We start from the raw sequence: 23,882 nt of genomic DNA, 5'->3' as shown, positions 1-23,882 counted from the left end.
GTCTGGCATAGCGTGGGAGACATGAGCACCGACGACCGCCTCCCTTACGGCTCCTGGCCCTCGCCGATCAGTCCCGCCGACATGCCCACCGGTTCTCTCCGGCTCGGGCGCGCGCAGTATGTGGGCGGCGAGGTGTGGTGGGCCGAGTCGGTCCCCGCCGAGCGCGGCCGCACGGCGATCATGCGCGATGCGTCGGACACACCCGTTCTCCCGGCACCATGGAGCGCCCGCTCGCGGGTGCACGAATACGGCGGCGGATCGTGGGTCGCTCTCGACGGGGATGCGTTCGCGTTCGTCGAGCAGCGCGATCAGCGCGTTTACCGCAGCGAACCGGGCGCCGAGCCCCGGCCGCTGACGCCGGAGGATCCGCGCCTCGCGCACGGCGACCTCGTGTGGGCGGAGGGCGCGCTCTGGGCGGTGCGGGAGACGCACCTCGCGGAGCACGGCACGCCCCTGCGGGAGATCGTCCGGATTCCCGTCGACGGATCCGGTGCGGAGGATCCTGCGGCTGTGACGGTCGTCGTCGCCGGCAGCGATTTTCTCGCCTACCCGTCGCCCTGCCGGGGCCGCATCGCATGGATCGCGTGGGACCACCCCGACATGCCCTGGGACGCCGCGGAGCTCCGCGTGGGCGCGCTCGGCCCCGACGGCGTGGTGTCCGAGTGGACGCGCGTCGCCGGCGGGCGGCGGGCCTCGCGCGGCCAGAACGTGTCCGCGCTCCAGCCGGAGTGGCTGAGCGAGGACGAACTCCTGTTCGCGCAGGATCCGCCTTCCGCGGCCGCTCGCGCGGACCGATCGTGGACCTCACGCTGGAATCTCCACCGGATCCGCTTCGACGACGGCCTCGCCCACGCCGCCGCCGAGCCGATCCACGCCGTCGACGCCGACAGCGGCGGTCCGCTCTGGAGCCTCGGCTCGCGCTGGTACGCCCCGCTCGACGATGGGAACATCATCGCCGTCGTCACGAACGGGCGCGCGCGGCTCATGCTCATCGATCCCGTGTCCGGCGCCGTTGCGGAGCTCGAGACACCGCTGACCGGCGACGTGCAGGTGCACGACGTGCGAGGACGGCGCGCCCTGCTCACCGGGGCGGGCGCGACCGTGCCGGGTGGCCTCTGGGAGCTCGACGTCTCCGCACGCTCGCTCCGCCCGCTCCGCGGGGGCGAGGTCGACCTGTCGGAGGGCGTGCACTCGATCGCCGAGCCGAAGACCTACGCGGGCTCGCTCGGGCCGGTTCATTCCTTCTACTACCCGCCCCAGAACGGCGCGCTGCGCGGCCTCGAGGGCGAGCTTCCGCCCGTTCTCGTGCTCGTCCACGGGGGACCGACAGGGCATTCGACGGGCGACCTCTCGCAGAACGCGGCGTTCTTCACCAGCCGCGGCATCGGCGTTCTCGATGTCAACTACGGCGGTTCCTCCGGCTATGGCCGTGCTTACCGCGAACGCCTCGCGGGCGGGTGGGGAATCGTGGATGTGCAGGACGTCGCGTCCGCCGTGCACGGGCTCATCGCGGAGGGTCTCGCGGATCCTCGGCGCATCGCGATCAAGGGCGGGTCGGCGGGCGGCTGGACCGTGCTCTGCGCGCTCGCCGACACGGATGTCTTCGCCGCCGGCATCAGCCGATACGGCGTGGCGGACCTTCGCCTGCTACTCGCCGAGACCCACGATTTTGAGGCCCGGTACCTCGACTCGCTCGTCGGAGAGCTGCCCGAGGCAGAGCCGGACTACATCGAACGATCGCCCCTCACCCACCCGGAACGGCTGCAGACGCCCCTCCTCATCCTGCAGGGCGCGGACGATCCCGTCGTGCCGCCCTCGCAGTCCGAGGCGCTTCGCGACGCCCTCGCCGCGAACGGAGTTCCGCACGCCTACCTGCTGTTCGACGGAGAGAGCCACGGGTTCCGCCAGGCGGACACGATCGTCCGCTCCTTCGAAAGTGAGTTGTCGTTCCTCGGCCAGGTGCTGGGGTTCGAGACGCCGGGAGTGCCGCGCCTCGAGCTCGCCCGATGATCGAGATCGGTCCCGCCCTCGTCGCGTATTCTCGCGTCGCGCCCGGGCGTCGCGCGACGATCGGCGAGACGCCGTGGCTCTCGGGCCCGGAGCGAGAACGCGCGCGGCGCTGGGGGCCGGGGCCGCGCGCCGACGGATTCGTCGAGGGCCGCCGTCTCCTCCGCGAGCTGACGCTGCGGCTCGCTCCCGGCGTAGACCCCGCGGTCGAGGCGCGCTGCGGCCGCTGCGGGCGCACGGACCACGGACCGGTGCGCGCGACCCACGCCCCGGTGGTCCTGAGTCTCAGCTACAGCGAGCCGTTCGTCGTGGCGGCAGGGGCGACGCTCGACTGTACCGCCGCGCTCGGCATCGATCTCGAGCGCGGCGACCCGGATACGGTCCTGCAGGAGCTTGCGCCCCTCTTCTCCCCCGCGGATCCGCCGACGCTGCGCCGCTGGACCGCGATCGAGGCGGCGACGAAGGCCGACGGGCGCGGCCTGCGGCTGCCGCCGGACCGGATCTGTATCGCCGGCGACCGCGCGCAACTACCGGGCTCAGACGCCTCGTTCCGGCTGCTCGACGCCGGTGCCCCCGAGGGCTTCACGGCGACGCTCGCGCTCATCGACGCGGGCTGACCGCCGCAGCCTCAGACCTCGACCCCGAGGTCGGACGCCGGCGTATCGGGAAGGTCCGTGGCCGGCAGCTCCGGCAGCCGCTCCTGCGATAGCCACGCCTCGAAGAACTCGCCGAGGTTCTGTCCGGACACCTCCTCGGCCAACCTGACGAAGTCGGCGGTCGTCGCGGTGCCGTTGCCGTGCCGCGACGTCCATGCGCGCAGCAGCTCGAAGAAGGCCTCGTCACCGATCGTCAGCCGGAGGGCGTGGAGCGCGAGCGCACCGCGCTTGTAGACGCGGTCGTCGAACATGCGCTCCGCCCCCGGATCCGCGAGCACCAGATCCTGGTCCTTCTCCGCGAGCCGCGCGTAATGGGCCAATGCGAGCGCATGCGCCGTATCGCCTCCCGAGGCCTCCGACCAGATCCACTCCGCGTAGCAGGCCGGGCCCTCGTTCAACCAGATATCACGCCACGCGGCGAGGCCCACGGCGTTACCGAACCACTGGTGCGCCAGCTCGTGAGCCACGAGGCGCTCGTAGGTGCCCTTGCCGTCAACCAGGTTCGCGCCGAAGACCGCGCTCCCCTGCGCCTCGAGCGGAATCTCCAGCTCGTCCGCGGTGATCACCACGGTGTAGTCGGCAAACGGGTACGGGCCGTACGACGACTGGAAGAGAGCCATCATCTCGGAGAGCCTCCGGAAGTCGTGGCGCACCCGAGACGCGATCATCGGCGGATAGTGCAGCTCCGCCGGCACGGAATCGAGCGTCACGGACTCGCTCGTGTAGCGGCCGATCTGCAGCGGCACCAGGTAGGCGGCGGTCGGCTGATCGAGCCGGAACGTCCACGCCCGCGTGCCCCCGCGCGGGCGGTTCTCGGTGCGTCGACCGGCGACGACGTCGTAAAGCGTCTCCGTCTGGATCCGGATCGTGTAGCTCGCCTTGTCCCGCGGGTGGTCGTTGCAGGGGAACCACGTCGAGGCGCCGTTGGGCTGCGACGCCACGGTGGCGCCGTCCTCGAGCTCTTCCCACCCCAGCGTCCCCCACGGCGAGCGCCGCGGCTTGGGTGAGCCCGCGTAGTCGATCGTGACGACGAACTCATCGCCCGGCGCGAGCTCGCGGGAGAACATCACCTCGAGCCGGCCGTGACGATGCTCGAAACGCGCACGCTTGTCGCCGGCGACCCTCACGCTGCTCGCCTTCAGATGCGTGAGGTCGAAGGCGATCGACGCCGTCGCCTCGCGCGCCTCACCCGTGATCTCCGCGCGGCCGGAGAGCCGGTTGTTCGCGACCTTGTAGGCGAGGTCGAGCTCGACGTGCCGGGTCTGGTAGCGCGTGTCTCCCGTGTCGGGCGTGTAGTCGTCCCCGCCCCAGCGGCGCGCGCGGGACCTCATTCGGCGTCCTCCTGATAGGCGCGGACCTTGACGGCGCGCCAGGGACCGATCGGGTTTCCGCTCCACCGGCTGCCGACGGGCACGGATTCGCCGCGCATGACGAGCGACGCGGGGCCCACGGTCGCGTCCGCCCCGATCGTGGCGGCCGGCAGGATGACGCTGTGCGGGCCGAGCGTCGCGCCCTTTTCGAGGACCACGGTATCGATACTCATCACTCGATCATGGAACAAATGCGTCTGAACCACACATCCGCGGTTCACCGTCGCCCCGTCGCCGAGCGTGACGAGATCCGGTTCGGGCAACCAGTAGCTGTCGGTCCAGACGCCCTTTCCGATCTTCGCGCCGAGCGACCGCAGCCACATCGCGAGGGCGGGGGTTCCGGCCGCCGCGTTGGCGAACCAGGGGGCCGCGACCATCTCGGTGAAGACGTCGGAGACCTCCGTGCGCCACACGAAGCTCGACCAGAGCGGATGCTCGCCCGCGCGGATCCGGCCCACGAACGCCCATTTCGCGATGGTCGCGATCGCGGCGGCCACGGCGCCCGCCGCGATCATGACGACGCCCGAGAGGAGACAAGCGGCGAGGACACCCCACGCGTCGATCATCGCGGTCAGCACCCCCATCACCGCGATCCCGAGCGCGCACGTCACAAGAACGGGAACGATGCGGCACAGCTCCCACAGCGTGCGCGCAACGCGCAGCCCGCGTCGTGGCCGGTAGGTGCGTTCCAGATCCGCCTCGTTCACGACCCGGCGCAACCGCACCGCGGGCGAGCCGAGCCAACTGGATCCGGACTTCGCCTTGTCGGGCGCGACCGAGAGCACGGCGACGAGCGAGTTCTTCGGCACGGTGTGGCCGGCCGCGGCAAGCCCCGAGTTGCCGAGGAAGGCGCGCTTGCCGATCCGCGCCTTCGCGACGTACATCCAGCCGCCCCGCAGCTCGTACGTGGCGACCATCGTGTCGTCGGCGAGGAATGCGCCGTCGTCGATCCGCGTGAGCGACGGGATCAGCAGCACCGTCGAGGCCTCCACATCGCGCCCCACGCGGGCACCCAGGAGGCGCAGCCACGTCGCGGTGAAGAGGCTCGAGTAGATCGGGAACAGTAGCGTGCGCGAGGAGTCGAGCAGCCGCTCGGTCGTCCACGCCTGCCACGCGACGCGGCTGCGCACCGGATAGGTGCCGGGCGCGAGCCCGATCGCGAGGAGCCGCACGAGCGCGACCACGAGCGCCGCGAACACCGCGCCGGTGACGAGCACCGCCGGCACGAGCCACGCGAGCGCCGCGGGGATCGCGTCGACGAGGCCATCCGCGCCGCGGATCCGCGCGGCAAGCACGAGCCCGCCGGCGGCGAAGGCGATGAACGGCAACAGCCCGAGCACAACCGACGACGCCCCGTACGCCCACAGCCACCGCGTGGGCGCGGGAGGGCGCGGTGCCTCCTCGGCGGCCGCGCCCACGCGCACGGCCGGCGAACCCGCCCAGCGCTGCCCGGCCTTCACGCGGCCGAACACGGCCGATCCGGGCGCCACCTCCGCGCCGCGACCGATCTTCGCTCCGGGGGCGAGCGTGCTCCGCGACCCCACGGTCGCGCCGGCGCCGATCTGGATCCCGCCGACGCGCACCGTGTCGCCGTCGATCCAGATGCCCGACAGGTCGACCTCCGGCTCGATCGACGCGCCGTCGCGCACGTCGAGGAAGCCCGTGACGGGCGGGAGCGTGTGCAGGTTCACGTCGCGGCCGATCGTCGCGCCGAGCGCGCGGGCGTAGTACGACACCCAGGGCGCGCCGACGAGCCCGACGGGGTCGACCTGGTGCGCGATCTGCTCCGCCAGCCAGAGACGCAGATGGACGGCGCCGCCGCGCGGGTAGTCGCCCGGTCGCACGCCGGCGAGCAGGATCCGCGCGGCGAGCGCCGAGATGCCCATCCGGCCGAACGGGGTGACGAAGAGCACCAGGCCCGCGACGACGACCCATCCGGGCGCCGCCGGCAGCAGCTCGAAGCCCGGCACGCGGTGCAGGATCCAGCTCGCCGTGAGGAGCCACGTCATCCAGCGGGCTCCGGTGAGAATGAACAGCGGAACCCCGAGGATCGTCTGCACCCACTGCATTCGCCGCGGGGTGGGGTTCGACGAGTGGTAGTTGATCTCGCCGGACGCGCCCTCCTCCTCGCCGATCGCCTCCGCCATCTTCCCGAGCCTCGGGAGGTCGTAGACGTCGGCCATCGTGAACTCGGCGGCGCGGGCACGGATCCGGGACACGAGCTGCGCGGCCGCGAGCGATCCGCCGCCGAGCTCGAAGAAGTCGGCCTTTTCGTCGTGCGGACGGATCCCCAACACGGCCGCCCACTGCTCGGCGAGCCAGGCGGCTGTGCCGGACAGCGTCGATGCCTCTTCGCCCGTGTCGGGGAGTGGCCATGGCAGCGCGGCCTTGTCGACCTTGCCGGAGGTGCGCACCGGCAGCTCGTCCATGACGGCGAGTACGGGGATCAGCGGGGCCGGGAGCGACTCGGCGAGCTCCGCGCGGGCCGCGCCCCGGTCGAAGGCGTCGCCGGAGGGAACGACGTAGCCGACGAGCATCGGCGTGCCGCCGGCGGAGTGCCGCACCGCGACCGTGGCGGCCGTCACGGCCGAGAGGTTCTGCAGCGCCGCCTCGACCTCGCCCAGTTCGATGCGGCGCCCGCCGATCTTCACCTGGTCGTCGGCGCGGCCCTGAAAGACGAGCCCTGCCTCTTCGAGGCGCACGAGGTCGCCGGAACGGTAGGCGCGAGACCACCCGAGCGAGGGCATCGGGGCGTACTTCTCGGCGTCCTTCGCGGGGTCGAGATAGCGGGCGAGGCCGACGCCGCCGATGATCAGCTCTCCGACCTCGCCCTCGGCGACCCGGTTGCCGTCGGCATCGACGACCGCGAGCTCCCACCCGTCCAGGGGAAGGCCGATGCGGATCGGCGCGGTGCCGTCCATCTTCGCCGCGCACGCGACGACCGTCGCCTCCGTCGGGCCGTAGGTGTTCCAGACCTCGCGCTCCGCGCCGATCAGGCGATTGGACAGCTCCGGAGGCAGCGCCTCGCCGCCGAAGATCAGCAGGCGCAGGTTCTCGATTGCGTCCTCGGGCCAGAGCGCCGCGAGCGTCGGCACCGTCGAGACGACCGTGATCCCGTGGCCCACGAGCCAGGGCCCGAGGTCTTCGCCCGAGCGCACGAGCGCGCGCGGGGCGGGCACCAGGCAGGCGGAGTGCCGCCATGCGAGCCACATCTCTTCACAGGACGCGTCGAACGCGACGGACAGACCGGCGAGCACGCGGTCGCCGGGCCCGAGCGGCGCGTCCTGGAGGAACATGCGAGCCTCCGCGTCGACGAAGGCCGCGGCCGAACGGTGCGCCACGGCGACGCCCTTCGGCACGCCGGTCGATCCCGAGGTGAAGATGATCCACGCGTCGTCGGAGGGCGTGGGCTCGTCGGCGACGGCCGACGGCGCCTCCTCGGCGAACAGGTCTCCCGCGACGGCGTCCCCGTGCGGGACGAAGAGCCCGCCGTCGCGGATGACACCGCGCACGCCCGCCTCGCCGAACACGAGGTCGGCGCGCTCCTGCGGGTCGTCGGCGTCAACGGGCACGTACGCCGCGCCGGCCGCCATGACGCCGAGGATCGCGAGGTACAGCTCGCGCTCGCCGGAGGGCATGCGCACGCCCACCCGGTCGCCCCGCCGCACACCGAGCGCCGTGAGACGGCTGGCGGTCTGTTCGACGAGCGCGACCAGCTCCTCATAGCTCAGCGCTCCCCGTTCGTCCTCGAGCGCCGACGCCGACGGGTGCGCACGCGCCGACGCGCGGAGGATGTCGAGAAGGGTACGCGGTTCGGGTGCGGCGTGCGAACGGTCGAAGGTGTGCTGCATCGTGGGCTGAGTCCTCAGGTGCCGGGGAGGCGGCCCGCTCGGCCGCACGGCCGTACACTCTAGCCGAGCGTGGGAAACGGCCGGAGAACTCCCCCGCTCAGGCCGGGTAGGACCGCAGTTCCGCCGCGAGTCGCGCGTGCACGCGGGCGTGCACGAAGGTGCCGCCCGCCTCGTGACGCTGCTCGAGGAACTGCCCCTCCTCGTGGATCTGAGAAATCAGGTCGCCGCGGCTGTAGGGCACGAGCGCCGTGATCTCCTCGTCGGGCACCGGCAGCGCGTCCTCGACGATTCGCCGCAGTTCCGCGATGCCCTCGCCGGTGCGGCTCGAGACGAAGACGGCCTTCGGCGCGAGCCCCGCGAGCACGAGACGGTCGTCGTCGGAGACGAGATCCATCTTGTTGAACACGATGATCTCGGGAATCGCGCGCGCCTCGACCTCGCCGAGCACATCTCGCACCGTCTGGATCTGACCGGCGGGGTCGGGGTGACTGCCGTCGACGACGTGCACGATCAGGTCGGCCGAGGCGACCTCCTCGAGGGTCGAGCGGAACGCCTCCACGAGCTGGTGCGGCAGGTTGCGCACGAAGCCGACGGTGTCCGCGAGCGTGAACACGCGTCCGTCCGCCGTCTCGGTGCGCCGCACCGTCGAGTCGAGGGTCGCGAAGAGCGCGTTCTCGACGAGCACGCCCGCGTTCGTGAGCCGGTTGAGCAGACTCGACTTGCCCGCGTTCGTGTAACCGGCGATCGCGACGGACGGGATCTTGTTGCGGCTGCGCTCGGCACGCTTGGCGTCCCGCGCGGGCGCGAAACTGCGGATCTGACGGCGGAGCATCGCCATCCGGTCGCGGATGCGGCGGCGGTCGAGCTCGATCTTGGTCTCACCCGGCCCGCGGGATCCCATACCGGCGCCCGCGGCACCGACCTGTCCGCCCGCCTGACGGCTCATCGAGTCACCCCATCCGCGCAGACGCGGGAGGAGGTACTCGAGCTGGGCGAGCTCGACCTGCGCCTTGCCCTCGCGGGTCTTCGCGTGCTGCGCGAAGATGTCGAGAATCACGGCCGTGCGGTCGATGACCTTGACCTTGATGACGTCCTCGAGCGCGCGCCGCTGGCTGGGCGCGAGCTCGGTGTCGGCGATGACGGTGTCGGCGCCGACGGAGTCGACGATCTGCTTGAGTTCTTCCGCCTTTCCGCGACCGATGTAGGTCGCGGGATCCGGGTTCGGGCGCCGCTGCAGCACGCCGTCGAGCACGACGGATCCGGCTGTCTCGGCGAGCGCCGCGAGCTCCTGCAGCGAGTTCTCCGCGTCCTCGAGCGTGCCGGCGCGGTAGACGCCGACGAGGACGACGTTCTCCATGCGCACCTGGCGGTACTCGACCTCGGTGATGTCTTCGAGCTCGGTCGAGAGGCCCACGACGCGGCGCAGCGAGTGGCGATCCTCGAGATCCCACTGCTGGCCGTCGTCGTAGACGGTAGAGGTGTCCTGCAATGCCTGCGCCGTGCCGAACACGCGCGAGTTGCTGTGTGCTTCGTCTCGGGCGATGATCCGGTCGACGGCGTCGTCGGTGCCTGTGGTTTCGGGCAAGTGATGCCTTTCGTAGGTCTAGCCTTCCATTTTATCCCTTATGCCTCCCAGGGGGCTCCGCTAAACTCGCGGCTCATGGCGGACCACTATTTCAGTGCCCAGCCCTCGAGCCCGGAAGAACTCCGTCGGATCCGCGTCGTCCTTGCCGGACGCGAGGTCGACGTCACGACCGCAAGCGGCGTGTTCAGCCCCGGTCACCTCGATAAGGGCACCGAGGTGCTTCTGGCGAACTCTCCCGCGGCACCCCCGGGTGGCGACTTCCTCGATGTCGGATGCGGCTGGGGAGCGATCTCGCTGGACCTCGCGATGCAGTCGCCGCATGCGAGAGTGTGGGCCCTCGATGTCAACGAGCGCGCGCTCGACCTCGTTCGCCGGAACGCCGAAGAGCTCGGTCTCGACAACGTCCACGCTGTGACGGCCGACCAGATCCCGTCCGACATCGCCTTCCGGACGATCCGCTCGAACCCGCCCATCCGCATCGGCAAGCCGGCGCTGCACGGGCTTCTCGAGGCGTGGCTCCCGCGTCTCGACGTGCACGGCGACGCCTACATGGTCGTGCAGAAGAACCTCGGCAGCGATTCGCTGCAGCGCTGGATCGACGACACGCTCCCCGATGAGTTCTCCACCCACCGTCACGCGATGAGCAAGGGCTTCCGCGTGCTGAAGGTGCGCCGCCACGCGGCGTAGCGCCGCCGTGTCACGCCGCGAGCGCGGCCCTCGCGTGACTCACCACCTGCTCGCGGATCGCGAGCAGGACAGAGGAATCGATGTTCCACTGCTGCCAGTACAGCGGCTCCCTGACGTCGTGGCCGCCGATTCGTGTCAGGGTGCCCCGCTCGAGCGATGCCTGCGCCTGCGCGGGCGGCAGCATGCCCCATCCCATGCTGAGGCGCACCGCCGCCGCGTAGTCCTCCGAGGCGGGAACATAGTGGCGCGGTGCGAGCGCGGGATCCACGCCGAGCGCGCGCAGCCAATTGGACTGCACGTCGTCCGATCGGTCGAACTCGATCGCGGGCGCCGCGGCGAGCGCGTCCCGCGTGATCCCGTTCGGGAACCAGCGGGCCACGAAGGCGGGCGTGGCCACGGCGATGTACTCCGTGAAGCCGAGCGCCGTCACCGAGCACCCCGCAATCGGCCGTCGCTCCGACGTGATCGCCGCGAGAGCGGATCCGGATTCCAGTAGCGTCGCCGTTCGCGCCTCGTCCTCGCGGAGCAGTTCGAAGGTCACGTCGTGCTCGCGCGTGACGGCCTCGAGCGCCGGCAGCAGCCAGGTCGCGAGCGAGTCGGCGTTCACCGCGATCGGCACGTGCATGCGCTCCTGCCGCTCGAGGCCGAGCGACACCCCCGCCTCGTGCGCGACCGCGGCGTATTGGCGCGCGAGGCGCACCACCGTCGCGCCGTCGGTCGTCGCTCGGATGGGGCGTGAGCGGATGATGAGGACGCGACCGAGTTGCGACTCGAGCGTCCGCAGGCGCTGACTCACCGCCGACGGCGAGATGCGCAGGCGCTTCGCCGCCTGTTCGAAGGATCCCTCGTCGACGATCGTCGCTACCGTCTCGGCCAGCTCCGGCGAAATCCACATAAGCGTTCCTTCACGAGGTTTCGTTCATCCTCATTTGCTTTTGATCATCGCACGTCGACGAGCACGATGGAAGCCATGCTCACTGCCCTGCTCGCCGGTATCGGACTCTGCCTCTCGCTCATCGTCGCACCCGGCGCGCAGAACGTTTTCCTCCTCCGCGAGGGCATCAAGCACTCGCAGGGCGGCCGATCCCACGTGGTCATCCTCGCCGCCGTGTGCCTCGCGAGCGACGTCATCCTCATCTCCGCCGGCGTCGGCGGCTTCGGCGTCGTCATCGAACAGGTGCCGTGGCTCTTCGACGTCGCCCGCTGGGCGGGCGTTGCGTTCCTGAGCGGATACGGTCTGCTCGCCGCAATCCGCGTCTTCCGAGGCGGATCCGCGATCGACGCGGGCGCGGCGCCGGCCGCACCGGCGCCCGCTCCGGCACCCGGCGGATCCGGGACCGCGACGCTCGTCGCTCCCGCCGCCACGAGGACGCGCACGGCGCTCGTCCCGGCCGTGCTGACCTGCATCGCGATCACCTGGCTCAACCCGCACACCTACCTCGACACGGTGCTGCTGCTCGGATCCATCTCGACGAACTACGGCGACGCCCGGTGGTTCTTCGCGGTCGGCGCGATCCTCGGCAGCGCGATCTGGTTCGCGTTCCTCACCTTCGCCGCCCGCTACGCGGCCCGCTGGTTGCGCTCGCCGAGGTCCTGGCGCGTGCTCGACGCGGTCATCGCGGTCATGATGTTCGCGCTCGCCGGAGTGCTCGCCTTCGACTGATCCGCTCCGAGACTCTGACGATGTCGTGAGATTCTGAAGATTTTTGGCATTACCGCCGATTCTCGCGGAATCTTCAGAATCTCGCGCCCTAGGCGAGGGCGACCTGGCCCGAGTACACCAGGGTGGCGGGGCCCGAGAGGGACACGTGCTCGCCGTCGTCCGCCGGGAACATCGTCACGCCGAGGGTCCCGCCGGGCACGTCCACGCGCCACGAGTCGATCTTGCCGCCCGCCCAGGCGCGCACCGCGAGGGCGGCCGCGACCGTGCCGGTCCCGCAGGAGAGCGTCTCGCCCACTCCGCGTTCGAAAACCCGCATGCGGATGTGGCCCACGCCGTTCTGCACGGGCGCCGGAACGACGAACTCGACGTTCGCTCCGTGCGCGGGTTCGGGAGTGATCTGCGGGATCACGGTCAGGTCGAGGGACTCCAGCTCGGCCTCGCTCGCGAGCGCGACGACCGTGTGGGGGTTTCCGAGATCGATGTTCATCCCCGGTCGCGGCACATCCAGGCCCCGCGCACGCACGAGAGGCTCGCCGCCGTCGCTCGCCCAGAGGCCGAGGTCGATGCGGAAGCCGTCGTCGCTGCGCGTGACGGTCTTCGTGCCGGCGCGCGTACCGATCGGAAGGGGCTCGTCGATCGCCGCGAGGCCCGTGTCGACCAGGTAGCGGGCGAACACGCGCACGCCGTTGCCGCACATCTCGGCGATGGATCCGTCGGCGTTGCGGTAGTCCATGAACCACTCGGCGTCCGAGTCGAAGCCGCCCGCGGACGAGCGCACGACGCGCAGCAGACCGTCGGCGCCGATCCCGAAGTGCCGGTCGCAGAGCGCCGCCACCTGATCCGCTGAGAGGTCGAGCTGCCCATCCGGGTCCGCGATGATCACGAAGTCGTTGCCGGTGCCGTGGCCTTTTGTGAACGAGATGGGCATGTATTCGAGTCTACGGCGATGTCATCCCCTGGTATGACGTCGCGGGCGGAAGGATCCGCCCATCCTCCGATGTGCGAATCCGGCGCGCTCGAAAGGATGGAGTCATGATCACAGCAGAGAACCTCACGAAGCGCTTCGGCGCGCACACGGCGGTCGACAACGTGTCGTTCGTCGCGCGCCCCGGCCAGGTCACGGGCTTCCTCGGCCCGAACGGCGCCGGCAAGTCGACGACGATGCGCATGATCATGGGGCTCGATCGCCCGACGAGCGGCCACACGACCGTCAACGGAAAGCCTTTCGCAAGCCACCGCGACCCCATGACCCAGGCGGGAGCCCTGCTCGACGCCAAGGCGGCCCACCCGGGTCGCCGCGCCGTCGACCACCTGCGCCTGCTCGCCGCCACCAACAGCATCCCGGACCGGCGCGTCGCCGAGGTGCTCGAGCTGACCGGGCTCACCGACGTCGCTCGGCGCCGCATCGGCGGCTTCTCGCTCGGTATGCACCAGCGCCTCGGCATCGCCGCGACCATGCTCGGGGACCCCCAGGTGCTGATCTTCGACGAGCCCGTCAACGGCCTCGACCCGGAGGGCGTGCACTGGGTGCGCGGTTTCGCGCGCGCCCGCGCCGCCGAGGGCCGCACCGTCTTCATCTCCTCGCACCTCATGAGCGAGATGGCGCAGACCGCCGACCACATCATCGTGCTCGGCAAGGGACGCGTGCTCGCCGATGCGCCCCTGAAGGACTTCCTCCGCGCCGCGGAGAACCCCACCGTCCGCGTGCGCGTGTCGGATGCGACGGTCCTCGGATCCCTGCTCTCCGCCGACGGCGTCACGATCACGCAGACCGCGGCGGATTCCCTCGAGGTCGCGGGGATGCCCTCGCACCTCATCGCCCGCACGGCCGCGCACGAGGGCCTCGAGTTGCACGAGCTCACCCCGCTCAGCGTCTCCCTCGAGGAGGCCTACCTCGCCCTCACGGACGAGGCCACCGAATACCGCAGCGCCGCCTGAGTCACGAGGAAGAGAAGATGACCACCACCCTCGCCGCCCCTGCGGCACGCACCACCACCGTCACCGCCCGCACCGGTTTCGCCAGCATGATGAAGGCCGAATGGATCAGCCTGATGAGCCTGCGCGGCAACACGATCTCGCTCATCGTCGGCGCGCTGCTCGTCATCGCACCCGCCGCCGGTTTCGCGTTCCTCTACGGCAAGGACCTTCAGGACGCCGGCGGCGACCTCACCGCCGTTCCCTGGGTGCCCACGATCGCCCAACTCTCCGGCCAGGGCATCATGTTCGCGATCGCCGTCGCGGCCCTCGTGGGTGCCGCCTCGGTCGCGAAGGAGCACTCGACCGGTTCGCTGCGCACACAGCTCACCGCCGCGCCGCGCCGCTTCACGCTGATCGCCGCGAAGGCGACGGTCGTCGCCGCGACCGTCTTCGTCTCCGCCGTCGTGCTCCTCGGTCTCGCGTTCCTCGCGGCCTTCGCCGTCGGATCGATCTACGGGCTCGAGACGGGGATCGACAACCCCTTCTTCGGTCTGATCCTGCCCATCCTCGGTGGCGGCGTCTTCTCCGCCGCGGTCGCGGTCTTCGCTCTCGGGCTCGGCGCCATGCTCCGCTCGGAAACCTGGGCGGTCACGCTCTCGCTCGTCGTGCTCTACGTGCTGCCGGTGCTCATCATGACGGTGCCGTGGCCGTGGGCGCACGACGTCTACGACGCGCTGCTGTTCAACACGGGAGCCTCGATCGCATCGCCGATCGACTCCTTCACGGGCGACTACGTCGTCGACCTCGTCATCACGCTCGCCTGGGCGGGAGTCGCGTTCTTCGGCGGCGCTGCGGTGATGAACCGCAAGGACGCGTAGATTCGTACCCGATGAGCACCTCCAGCGCAGCGCCCGGATCCGCGACGGATCCGGGCGCTGCGCTGGCTCTCCCCCGCCCGCCGGGGATCCTGCGGCGCTTCATCGATCGTCATCCGCGCGCGGTAGACACGCTTATTGCCGTCGCGTCGGCGGGACTGCCGGCCCTCGTCTTCCTCGTGATGGCGACGGTCGGGCAGCCGTGGTACGTGGCGGTCGCGGCGGTCGGTGCGGCGATCTGCTTCGTCCTCACCCTTTTCCGGCGCACGCATCCCTTCGTCCTCCTCGTCTTCTCCTCGATCCTCGGCATGCTCCCCGACCTCGGGATGACGAGCGGGATCCTGTCGACCTGGGTGGCGCTGTACTCGATCGCGGTGATCCGATCGACCCGTGCCGCGTGGGTCGGCTTCGCCATCGCCACCGCGCTGTGGTTCATGAGCTTCCAGCTCGACCTGATCTACCCCGGCAGCGATGCGAACAACCCCCTCATTCCGAGCATCGCCGGAAACATCGCCCAGACCGCGGTCCTCCTCCTCATCCCGACGCTCATCGGCATCTCGGTCGGTGGCCGGCGCCGATACGAGCGCGCCCTCATCGCCCGCGCCGCCGACCTCGCTCGGGAGCGCGACCAGCGCGCCCGGCTCGCGGTGAGCGATGAACGCACCCGCATCGCGCGCGAGATGCACGACATCGTCTCCCACAGCCTCACGGTGATGATCACCCTCAGCGAGGGCGCGGCGGCGCAGGCAGAGGCGGGATCCGACCTCGCGCCCGACGCGATGCGTCGCGTCGCGGAGACGGGCAGGGAATCGCTCGCCGAGATGCGCCGGCTCCTCGGCGTCCTCCGCACGCCCGGCGACGCGGCGGAGCTCGCCCCGCAACCGGGCGCCGACAGCATCGGATCCCTCATCGATCAGTTCCGCGACGCGGGCCTTCCCGTCGCGTGGCGCCACGAGGGCGCCGCGATCCCGCGCGGCGGCGTGGGCCTCGCCGCCTACCGGATCGTGCAGGAATCGCTCACCAATGTCCTCCGTCACGCGCCCGGCAGCCGCGTCGTCGACGTCGCGACGCGGAACGACGGATCCGTCGTCGCGCTCACGATCGACAACGAAACGACCCACGACCCGATGCCGTCCGACGGCGCGGGGCGCGGCCTCGTCGGCATGCGAGAGCGCGCCGCGATGCACGCGGGATCCGTCACCGCAGGCCCGCGCGCCGACGGGCGCTGGCGGGTGACCGCGACCCTGACCCTCCACCCTTCTGCAGGAGCATCATGACCGACATCCGCGTTGCCATCGTCGACGATCAGGAGCTGGTGCGCATGGGGCTGCGCATGGTGCTCGACGCACAGCCCGACGTCTCGGTCGTCGCGGAGGCGTCCGACGGCCGCGAGGCGATTGCCCTCGCTGCGGCCGGCGGCATCGACGTGATGCTCATGGATGTGCGCATGCCGGGTCTCGACGGGATCGCCGCGACGGAGCGCATCGCGTCCGCGGGCGGCACCCCGCGGATCCTCGTCCTCACGACCTTCGACCTCGACGAGTACGCCTTCGCGGCGCTCCGCGCGGGCGCGAGCGGCTTCCTCCTCAAGGACGCCCGCCCGGCGGAGCTGCTCGGCGCCATCCGTGCCGTGCACTCCGGCGACGCGGCGCTCGCTCCCCGCGTCACGGCCCGGATGATCGCGACCTTCGTCGACGGCCCCGCCCCCGCGGACGATTCCCGCCTCGACGTGCTCACGCCCCGCGAGCGCGAGATCCTCGTCGCCATCGGAGAGGGTCTGACGAACGACGAGCTCGCCGCGCGGTTCTTTCTCTCGATCTCGACGGTCAAGACCCATATCTCGAGGCTCCTGCAGAAGCTCGACGCCCGCGATCGCGTGCAGCTCGTGATCATCGCCTATGAGGCCGGCCTCGTGGGGCGATAGGAGCGGTGGGTCGCCGGGAGACGCGGACTACAGCAGTCCTCGCCCCGCGAGATTGGCCATGAGAGCTCGGATGCCGAAGGTCCAGGGCGCCGCATCCTCCGAATGCGTGACGCGCCCGACGAGGGATCCGAGCTTCGATGATGCGATCGTGACCACGTCGCCGACGTGGTGCGTGAATCCCCGCCCGGGCTCGTCGCGGTCGTCCGTCGGGGCGAACATCGTGCCCAGGTAGAGCACGAAGCCGTCGGGGTACTGGTGGTGGCGGCCCGCGGCCTGGGCGGCGAGATCGGCCGGGTCGCGGCTGATCTGCTCCATGTGGCTCGAGGCCTCCATCGAGAAGCCGTCGTCGCCCGTGACGCGCAGGGCGACGGTCTCGTGGCGCACATCGTCGAGGGAGAATCCGTCGTCGAAGAGCCGGATGAACGGCCCGACGGCGGCGGAGGCGTTGTTGTCCTTCGCGCGACCGAGGAGCAAGGCGCTACGCCCCTCGATGTCTCGCAGGTTGACGTCGTTGCCGAGCGTCGCGCCGACGATGCGCCCCGTCGAGGCGACGACGATGACGACCTCGGGCTCGGGATTGTTCCAGCGCGATTCGGCGAGCACGCCTATGTCGTGGCCCGAGCCGACCGAGGAGAGCACGGGGGCCTTCGAGAAGATCTCGGCATCGGGCCCGATTCCGACCTCGAGGTACTGGCTCCACAGCCCCTGATCGATCAGGACGTCCTTGAGCCTCATCGCGGCCTCCGAGCCCGGGACGAGCTCGGCGATATCCCCGCCGATCGCCGCCTGGACCGTGTGGCGGATCCCCTCCGCCGACGATGCCTCGCCGCGGGCGCGCTCCTCGATGACGCGCTCCAGCATCGACACGGGGAATGTCACGCCCGAGGCCTTGATGACGTGCAGGTCGATCGGCGAGAGCAGGTAGATGCCGCGCTCGTCGCGGGTGTCGGGATCCGTGTTCCGCCACGCGTCCTCCAGGGATCCGAGGGACGGGCCGTCCGCGGCGCGGGCTGCCGAGGCGGGATCCGCGTGTTCGGTGAGCGCGCTCATCGTGGGGAACGCGGCGGTGATATCGACGAGCTCGCCGCCGCGCAGCACGACGACGCTCGGGCCGTCGGGCGTATGCACCCTCCCGACGAGGAGGGCGCGCTCGGCGTCGGCGGGCAGGACGTCTGCGGCGGCGGGAAGCCAGCTGCTCATGGGTGCTCCTTGAGGGGTTCGGGGGTGAGGGTCAGCGCCCGCGGAAGACGCCGTCGCGTTTTTCGGCGAACGCGGCGCGGCCCTCCGCGGCGTCCTCCGTGGCGAAGGTGATGGCCTGCATCTCGCGCTCGTACGCGATGGCCTGATCCTGTGGCAGGTTGTAGGCCGCGCGGAGGTTCGCCTTCGCGGTCTCGGCCGCGATCGGTGGGCGCTGCGCGATCTTCCCGGCGATCTGCTGGGCGCGGGCGACGACCTCTCCCGCGGGCACGACCTCGCTGACGAGCCCCCAGGCGAGCGCCCGTTCTGCGTCGATGGCCTCGCCCGTCATGAGCATGAGCGCCGCGTTCGAGGCGCCGACGGAGTTCGCGAGGAGCACCGACATGCCGCCGCCCCCGACCCAGCCGAGCTTGATCTCGGGGGCCGCGAAGCTGGCCGTGTCCGCGGCGATGCGGATATCGCAGGTGAGCGCCGACTCGAGGCCGCCGCCGAACGCGTATCCGTTGACGGCGGCGACGACCGGTTTGCGCAGCTCGCGCAGCGCGTCGCAGTAGTCGCGGCGGTTGCGGAACTCCCACGGGGTCTCGTAGGCGTCGAGCGTGCCGATGTCGCTTCCCGCGCTGAAGGCGCGTCCGGTTCCCGTGTAAACGATCGCGCGCACGGCGGGATCCGCGTTCAGCGCGCGGGCGATCCGTTCGAGCTCGTCGCTCATCGCCTGCGTGACCGCGTTGAGCTTCTCCGGGCGGTTCAGTCGCACGGTCGCAACGTGCCCGTCCTGCTCGACGACGATCTGCTCGCTCGTACTCGTCACGCTCATGATGCCTCCTCGAGAGCGGCGCGGTAACGCTGATCGATCGCATCGAGCGCGTCCGCGTGGGTGGTGGTGCCGGAGAGCGCGTCCCGCACGATGGCGGACGCGGCCTGCTGAAACGGGATGTACCCGGCGAAGCGGGGGCGGATCCAGGCGTGTTCGATGGTGTCGAGAGTCGCGGAATAGAACCCGTGCGCCGCCTCGTCCACCGCGGGATCCCGCCAGGCGGAGCGCAGCCCCGGCTGGCCCGCGTTGCGCGGGATGAAACCCGCCTGCGTCTCGGGCGAGAGGAGCCAGCGCAGGTGGTCGATGAGCGCCGGGCCGACCGCCGCTCGGCGGGAGACCGCGATCCCCGTCCCGCCGATCGTGGACCCGGGGCGGACCGATTGGGGTGGAGCACCGAATCGGATCGCCCCGGAGCTGTAGTTCACGTACCCGTAGACGAGCGGAATGAAATCGATGTCGCCCTGGTCGCGCATGCGCTCCAGCAGCCCGATCGGATTGAGTCGTTCGGATCCCGCCGGGGCGCGATCGGCGATGCTCTGCATGATCTCGAGCGTCCGGAGTCCCGCTTCGCGCCCGAACGCGCCGTCCGCGAACGGATCCGCACCCAGGGACACCGCGATCGAACAAGCGCTGAGGAATGCGTGCGGCCCGGCGAGGCTGAGGGCGCTCCGATCCGGGAGCTCGTCCCAGCTGCGCGGCGCGACGGGCACGGCGTCGACGCGGCGCGCCGAAACCTGCGTCGCGGCGTCGAGCGGAAGGGCCCACAGCCGCCCTTCCATCGTGTACGAGGCGATGGTGGGGCCGACGGCCGACCGCCGCCATGCCTCGAGCTCGGCCTCGCCGAAGAGTTCGTCGAGCGGCCGGATGCTGCGGTTTTCGAGGGCGTCGCCGAGGTGGGGGTGGTCGAGGACGACGAGGTCGTAGCGCTCGCAGAGCTCGTCGATCGGCGCCGACTCGAATCCCTCGAGCGACTGCACCTCCCAGCGGATCGTGTCTCCGCCGGCGAGCTCGCCAGAGGCCTCCTCGAGCGCCCGGCGACCACGGGGATGATCCCAGGTGAGCCCCACGTAGTCCGTCATGCCTTTTTCTCCGCAACCGCGCCCTCGGCCTTGAGGCGTTCGATCGCCTCGGGCCCGATCCCGAGCTCGGCGAGGATCTCGGACGTGTGCTCCCCGACGAGGGGCGCGCCCCTGTCGATGCGGGCGGGGGTCGCGTGGAAGCGATACGGGAAACCGGGCGTCTTGATGTGTCCCTCGGTCGGGTGCTCGTATTCGACGAAAGTGCCGTTGTGGATCACCTGCGGGTCGTTCACGAGCTCCTCGTAACCGTAGACCGGGCCGACCCATACGCCCTCGGCCAGGAGAGTGTCGAGCCAGTGCTGGGTCGTGTTCTTCGCCAGGTGCACGGAGACGAGGGCGAAGAGCTCGTCGCGGTGCGTCCAGCCGGCGACCTCCGGGTCGAGGCCCCGCAGCTCGGGTTCATCGAAGACGCGTCCGAGGGTGTCGAGGTCCGCAAAGGCGAGCGCGAGGTAACCGTCGCTCGTCGCGAAGACGCCGTACGGCGCCCGGATATACACGTGCGCGTTGGGCTCGGATCCGCGTTTCTGCGGCACGCCGCCGACGGTGTAGACGCTGAGTTCCTGCATCTGCAGGGTCGTCAGCGCGTCGAGCATGTTGACGGTGACGAGCTGCCCCTCCCCCGTGCGCTCGCGATGCAGCAGCGCCGCCAGCACGCCCTCGAATGCCGTCGAGGCGGTCACCGCGTCGGCGAGGAACAGCCCGGCCGCGCGCGGCGGTTCGCCCTCGCGACCGCCCGAGAGCATCGACCCGGTCATCGCCTGCAACAGCATGTCCTGCCCCGGACGGTTGACGTAGGGGCCGTCTTCGCCGTAACCCGAGATCGAGACGTAGACGATCGACGGGTTGATCTCGCGAACGCTCTCGTAGTCGAGCCCCAGTCGCTGGGCGACGCCCGGCCGATAGTTCTGCAGGAACACGTCGGATCCGGCGATGAGTTCGCGCACGACGCGCCGCCCGCCCTCGCTCTTGAGGTCGGCGGCGAGCGAGCGCTTGTTGCGGTTGAGCGAGAGGAAGGAGACGTTGATCTCGTTGCCCTGCGCCCCGCCCGCGGCGGCGAAGCGCTGCCACTCTCCGCCGGTGGGTTCGACCTTGATGACGTCGGCGCCGAGGTCGCCGAGGCGCTGCGCGGCGAAGGGCCCCGCCATTGCGATCGAGCAGTCGACGACGCGGTACCCGTCGAGGATGCCGCGGGGGGAGGAATCAGTCATGTCGTGCCTTAGGTCGTGACGTGTGTCGTGGGAGGTGCGTGCGGTCACACGGGCGTCTCGACGCCGCCGGCCGCGGAGGACCGCAGCAGGGCGTCGATGAGTTCGACGGATCGTGCCGCGACGGTGACGTCGGAGTTGTTCTCGGTGGAGGCGCCCGTGATCAGCTCGATGAACCGCACGGGCGGGACGAGGCATTCGTATTCGCCCTCGCCCGGCGCGATGTCGATGGATTCCCGGCGTCCGTCGTAGCGGCTGAGGGTGACGCGCTCGCGCTCCACGTCGATCATCATCACGCCCTCGGTTCCGAAGAGGCGGATGTCGATCTGATAGTTGTCGCCGTCGGCGAGGGTCGCAGCACCGGAGAGCGAGCCGAGGGCACCGCCCTCGAAGTGCACGACTCCGGCGTCGAAGAGGTCGACGGGCGCGCCCGCGGTCGAGACGCGCCCCGCGACCGAGCTCGCGCGAAGCCCCGTGAGCCAGAACAGCAGCGCCGAGGAGTGCGTGACCTGGCCGTGGGCGTAGCCGCCGCCGTGCTCGGGGCTCGACCAGGTGGTCGGGTTGGGCGCCGTCTCGGAGTTCCACAGCTCGAGCATGTAGCTCGGGTCGGTGCCGAACAGCCCGCGCGTGGGGGACGCCATGTTGCACGACACGAACTGGATCTCGCCGATCGCGCCGTCCGCCAGCAGCTTCTTGGCGGCGACCGTGAACGGCTTGTAGTTCCAGCCGTACGGCACGAGGAACACGGTGCCCGCCTCCTCCGCGCGCCGCGCGAGGTCCCAGGCCTCCTCGGCTTTCAGCGTCATCGGCTTCTCGCACAGGACGTGCAGGCCGCGGTCGAGCGCCTTCGCCGCGAGCTCGTGGTGCAGGTCGTGCGGGGTCGCGATGACGACCGCGTCGATGTCGGCGGAGAGCAACTCGTCGGCGTCTTCCGTCGCGAAGCCGAAGCCGAACTTCTCGCGGATCCGCTCGAGGTCGTCCCCGATCCCGCACACGCCGACGAGTTCGACGTCGGGGTGGTCGCGGAACAGGGGGAAATGGTTGCTCGTGGCCCACCACCCGGCGCCGATCGCGCCGAGGCGCACCTTCTTCGACTCGCTCATTCCGCCCACTTCCAGGTGCGGGTGCCGTCGCGCCAGCCCTCGGCGACGCGGCCCGCCCTCGCGAGTCGCTCGAGGTTTCCCGTCATCGGGAAGATCAGGTACTCGGCCGCCTCGCGCGGCCAGGGGCCGAGGTCGGCCGCCGCATCGTGGATCAGCTCCAGCGAGCTCATCTCACCGACGAGGTGCTTCTCGATCGCGCGATCAATCCGTTCGGTGTACGCCAGGGAGTTCTCGAGGAACTCGGTCACCTCGTTCGCCTCGTACACCGGGTAGTGCGCCGTCAGCAGCAGCTCCGCATCGTATCCGCGCAGGCGCGCGATCGAGTCGACGTATGCGGCGGTGTCGCGGTAGGTCGGAGGGAACGCCGGTGACCCCTCCGCTGTCGGCACCGTCTCACCGAGCACGGCATCGGAGATCGCGAGGGTCGCGTTAGCCGGATCCCACACCGCGAGGTGGCCCGGAGAGTGGCCGGGCACGGCGAGGATCTCGAGCACGCGGCCCCCGCCGAGCTCGATGCGCTCGCCGCCCGTCAACGCGCGGTCCACGCCGACGAGCCGCGTCGACTCGCGGATCTCCGCCGTCGTCGACGCCGGGTCGTCGAAGCCATCGGCCCGCGAGAATTCCCCGTAGCGACCCGCGATGAGCACCTCGAGGTTCTCGGTCATCAGCTGGTCGGCGGCGCCCGCGAGGAACTGTGCCTCGGGTGCGACCGCCTTGAGCGCGGCGTTGCCGCCGGTGTGGTCGAAGTCGCAGTGTGAACTGACGACCCAGCGGATCGACGCGGGGTCGATGCCCGCCTCCCGCAGGTACGGGAGGAGCGTCCCCTCGACGGATCCGTCGACTCCCGTGTCGAACAGCAGCGCGCCCTCCGGCCCGACGAAGAGGTGCATCGCGATGAATCGCGGCGGTATCGGCGCCACGATGCGATGCAGACCCGGCCTGATCTCCATAGTGTGTCTCCTGGGTGGTGGGCCGGCGCCGCCGAAGCGACGCCGGCCGGATCCGAACGGGCTCAGACGCCCTGGCGGACGAGGACCTCGTCGATGAACTTCTTCGCGCGCGGCACGTCCGACTCGTCGAGGTGCTCGATGATCAGCGGCACGTTCGGCGAACGCTCCGAGAGCCGCTTGACGTAGTGGTCGTAGTCGAGCAAGCCGAGCCCGGCGGCCGGGAGCTCGATTTCGCCGACGCCTCGGAACGTGTGCGATGCGAGCGCATCGTCGTCGCCAATGTCGGCGTGCTTCTCGCTCTTGTCGTCGCCCGCGAGCTTGACGTCCTTCGCGTGGGCGATCCGCACGCGGTCGCCGAGCACGTCGAACATCTCGTCGAGCGTGCCCTTCTGGTCGCCGATGTTGTGCACCTCGAAGAAGTTCGTCGGGTCCATGAGCAGCTCGAGACCGGGGTGGTTGACGTCGTGGAACAGGCGCGCGGCCTCGCGCACCGATCCGATGACGTTGTTGACGTAGGTCTCCATCAGGAAGGTCGCCCCGTGATCCCACGCGGTCTGCGCGAAGTCGGCCAGGGTCGAGCGCGCGAGGTCGTATGCCTCTTCCGAGCGGTTGTCGGGGTGCCCCGACCATTCGCTCTCGGGGTTCATGGTGCCGGTCTCGCTGATCACGTACGGCGTGCCGAACTCTCGGGCATGACGGAGGATCTCCTTGACGCGCTCGACATTGTGACGGCGGTTTTCCGGATCCGGGTGGATCATGTTGGTGTACGCGCTGATGCCGCAGATGGGCAGGTCGTGGGCGCGGAAGACGTCGCGCACCCGCTTGCCCTTTTCCGCGGTCAGCTGCCCGTCGGAGAGGTCGATGTCCTTGAAGTGCAGATCGAGCTGCACCGTGTTGAAGCCGAGGGCGCGAATCTTCGTCGCCGTCGTCTCGAGGTCGTAGGGAAAGTATCCCGAGAAGATGCCTACCTGAATCATGGAATGCTCCTTTGCGTTC

General features: G+C 70.5%; 20 protein-coding genes. 8 read left to right on the top strand and 12 right to left on the bottom strand.

Features of this window, described 5'->3' with window-relative positions; all coding sequences use genetic code 11:
• Window positions 1-21: 21 nt before the first annotated feature.
• The gene (locus IEX05_RS09995; RefSeq protein WP_188701425.1) at window positions 22-2,010 is read left to right on the top strand and encodes a S9 family peptidase; all 1,989 of its coding nucleotides are present in this window, start codon (window positions 22-24) and stop codon (window positions 2,008-2,010) included.
• The gene (locus IEX05_RS09990; RefSeq protein ID WP_188701423.1) at window positions 2,007-2,624 is read left to right on the top strand and encodes a 4'-phosphopantetheinyl transferase family protein; all 618 of its coding nucleotides are present in this window, start codon (window positions 2,007-2,009) and stop codon (window positions 2,622-2,624) included. The genes IEX05_RS09995 and IEX05_RS09990 overlap by 4 nt, the downstream gene beginning before the upstream one ends.
• Before the next feature lie 11 nt (window positions 2,625-2,635).
• Here IEX05_RS09990 and IEX05_RS09985 read toward each other — a convergent pair whose 3' ends face one another.
• From IEX05_RS09985 to hflX, 3 genes are all read right to left on the bottom strand, one after another.
• Window positions 2,636-3,994, bottom strand: a complete 1,359-nt coding sequence (locus tag IEX05_RS09985) for a M1 family metallopeptidase (RefSeq protein WP_188701421.1) — start codon at window positions 3,992-3,994, stop codon at window positions 2,636-2,638.
• Window positions 3,991-7,884 carry a Pls/PosA family non-ribosomal peptide synthetase gene (locus IEX05_RS09980; protein ID WP_188701419.1) on the bottom strand — a complete coding sequence of 1,298 codons (3,894 nt, stop codon included), beginning with the start codon at window positions 7,882-7,884 and terminating at the stop codon, window positions 3,991-3,993. The genes IEX05_RS09985 and IEX05_RS09980 overlap by 4 nt, the downstream gene beginning before the upstream one ends.
• 97 nt (window positions 7,885-7,981) lie before the next feature.
• Window positions 7,982-9,469, bottom strand: a complete 1,488-nt coding sequence (gene hflX, locus IEX05_RS09975) for a GTPase HflX (RefSeq protein ID WP_188701418.1) — start codon at window positions 9,467-9,469, stop codon at window positions 7,982-7,984.
• A gap of 75 nt (window positions 9,470-9,544) precedes the next feature.
• On the opposite strand from hflX, the gene IEX05_RS09970 reads away from it, so the two are divergent.
• Complete coding sequence (locus IEX05_RS09970; protein WP_188701416.1) at window positions 9,545-10,156, top strand: class I SAM-dependent methyltransferase; 612 nt, start codon at window positions 9,545-9,547, stop codon at window positions 10,154-10,156.
• A gap of 10 nt (window positions 10,157-10,166) precedes the next feature.
• On the opposite strand, the gene IEX05_RS09965 is transcribed toward IEX05_RS09970, so the two are convergent.
• Window positions 10,167-11,051 (bottom strand): LysR family transcriptional regulator ArgP, encoded by an 885-nt coding sequence (locus IEX05_RS09965; RefSeq protein ID WP_188701414.1) that lies wholly within the window; start codon window positions 11,049-11,051, stop codon window positions 10,167-10,169.
• A 75-nt stretch (window positions 11,052-11,126) separates the two neighbouring features.
• Here IEX05_RS09965 and IEX05_RS09960 point away from each other — a divergent pair, with 75 nt between their 5' ends.
• Complete coding sequence (locus tag IEX05_RS09960; RefSeq protein ID WP_188701412.1) at window positions 11,127-11,819, top strand: LysE/ArgO family amino acid transporter; 693 nt, start codon at window positions 11,127-11,129, stop codon at window positions 11,817-11,819.
• Window positions 11,820-11,907: 88 nt separating this feature from the next.
• Here IEX05_RS09960 and dapF read toward each other — a convergent pair whose 3' ends face one another.
• Entirely contained in the window at window positions 11,908-12,747 is an 840-nt protein-coding gene (gene dapF, locus IEX05_RS09955; protein ID WP_188701410.1) for a diaminopimelate epimerase, read from the bottom strand.
• A 104-nt stretch (window positions 12,748-12,851) separates the two neighbouring features.
• Here dapF and IEX05_RS09950 point away from each other — a divergent pair, with 104 nt between their 5' ends.
• The 4 genes from IEX05_RS09950 to IEX05_RS09935 are packed head-to-tail and all read left to right on the top strand — an operon-like array spanning window position 12,852 to window position 16,535.
• A complete protein-coding gene (locus IEX05_RS09950; RefSeq protein WP_188701408.1) occupies window positions 12,852-13,757 on the top strand; it encodes an ATP-binding cassette domain-containing protein in 906 nt (301 codons plus the stop codon).
• A 17-nt stretch (window positions 13,758-13,774) separates the two neighbouring features.
• The gene (locus IEX05_RS09945) at window positions 13,775-14,614 is read left to right on the top strand and encodes an ABC transporter permease subunit (protein WP_188701406.1); all 840 of its coding nucleotides are present in this window, start codon (window positions 13,775-13,777) and stop codon (window positions 14,612-14,614) included.
• Window positions 14,615-14,625: 11 nt separating this feature from the next.
• Window positions 14,626-15,888, top strand: coding sequence for a sensor histidine kinase (locus tag IEX05_RS09940; protein WP_188701404.1), 1,263 nt, complete (start codon window positions 14,626-14,628; stop codon window positions 15,886-15,888).
• The gene (locus IEX05_RS09935; protein WP_188701403.1) at window positions 15,885-16,535 is read left to right on the top strand and encodes a response regulator; all 651 of its coding nucleotides are present in this window, start codon (window positions 15,885-15,887) and stop codon (window positions 16,533-16,535) included. The genes IEX05_RS09940 and IEX05_RS09935 overlap by 4 nt, the downstream gene beginning before the upstream one ends.
• Before the next feature lie 27 nt (window positions 16,536-16,562).
• Here IEX05_RS09935 and IEX05_RS09930 read toward each other — a convergent pair whose 3' ends face one another.
• From IEX05_RS09930 to IEX05_RS09900, 7 genes are all read right to left on the bottom strand, one after another.
• Window positions 16,563-17,735: a fumarylacetoacetate hydrolase family protein gene (locus IEX05_RS09930; RefSeq protein WP_188701401.1), complete on the bottom strand. Its 1,173-nt coding sequence runs from the start codon at window positions 17,733-17,735 to the stop codon at window positions 16,563-16,565.
• Window positions 17,736-17,766: 31 nt separating this feature from the next.
• Window positions 17,767-18,549 (bottom strand): enoyl-CoA hydratase/isomerase family protein, encoded by a 783-nt coding sequence (locus tag IEX05_RS09925; protein WP_188701399.1) that lies wholly within the window; start codon window positions 18,547-18,549, stop codon window positions 17,767-17,769.
• Window positions 18,546-19,628, bottom strand: a complete 1,083-nt coding sequence (locus IEX05_RS09920; protein ID WP_188701397.1) for a type 2 periplasmic-binding domain-containing protein — start codon at window positions 19,626-19,628, stop codon at window positions 18,546-18,548. Before IEX05_RS09920 ends, IEX05_RS09925 begins: the two co-directional genes overlap by 4 nt.
• Entirely contained in the window at window positions 19,625-20,836 is a 1,212-nt protein-coding gene (locus tag IEX05_RS09915) for a CaiB/BaiF CoA transferase family protein (protein ID WP_188701395.1), read from the bottom strand. Before IEX05_RS09915 ends, IEX05_RS09920 begins: the two co-directional genes overlap by 4 nt.
• A gap of 44 nt (window positions 20,837-20,880) precedes the next feature.
• Entirely contained in the window at window positions 20,881-21,936 is a 1,056-nt protein-coding gene (locus tag IEX05_RS09910) for a Gfo/Idh/MocA family protein (protein WP_188701393.1), read from the bottom strand.
• A complete protein-coding gene (locus IEX05_RS09905; protein ID WP_188701391.1) occupies window positions 21,933-22,886 on the bottom strand; it encodes an MBL fold metallo-hydrolase in 954 nt (317 codons plus the stop codon). The genes IEX05_RS09910 and IEX05_RS09905 overlap by 4 nt, the downstream gene beginning before the upstream one ends.
• 62 nt (window positions 22,887-22,948) lie before the next feature.
• Window positions 22,949-23,863 carry a sugar phosphate isomerase/epimerase family protein gene (locus tag IEX05_RS09900; RefSeq protein ID WP_188701389.1) on the bottom strand — a complete coding sequence of 305 codons (915 nt, stop codon included), beginning with the start codon at window positions 23,861-23,863 and terminating at the stop codon, window positions 22,949-22,951.
• Window positions 23,864-23,882 lie beyond the last annotated feature (19 nt).

Origin of the sequence: Microbacterium nanhaiense (assembly GCF_014646015.1) — a bacterium.
GTDB classification, from domain to species: domain Bacteria; phylum Actinomycetota; class Actinomycetes; order Actinomycetales; family Microbacteriaceae; genus Microbacterium; species Microbacterium nanhaiense.
This window is presented reverse-complemented; position numbering and strand designations above follow the sequence as displayed.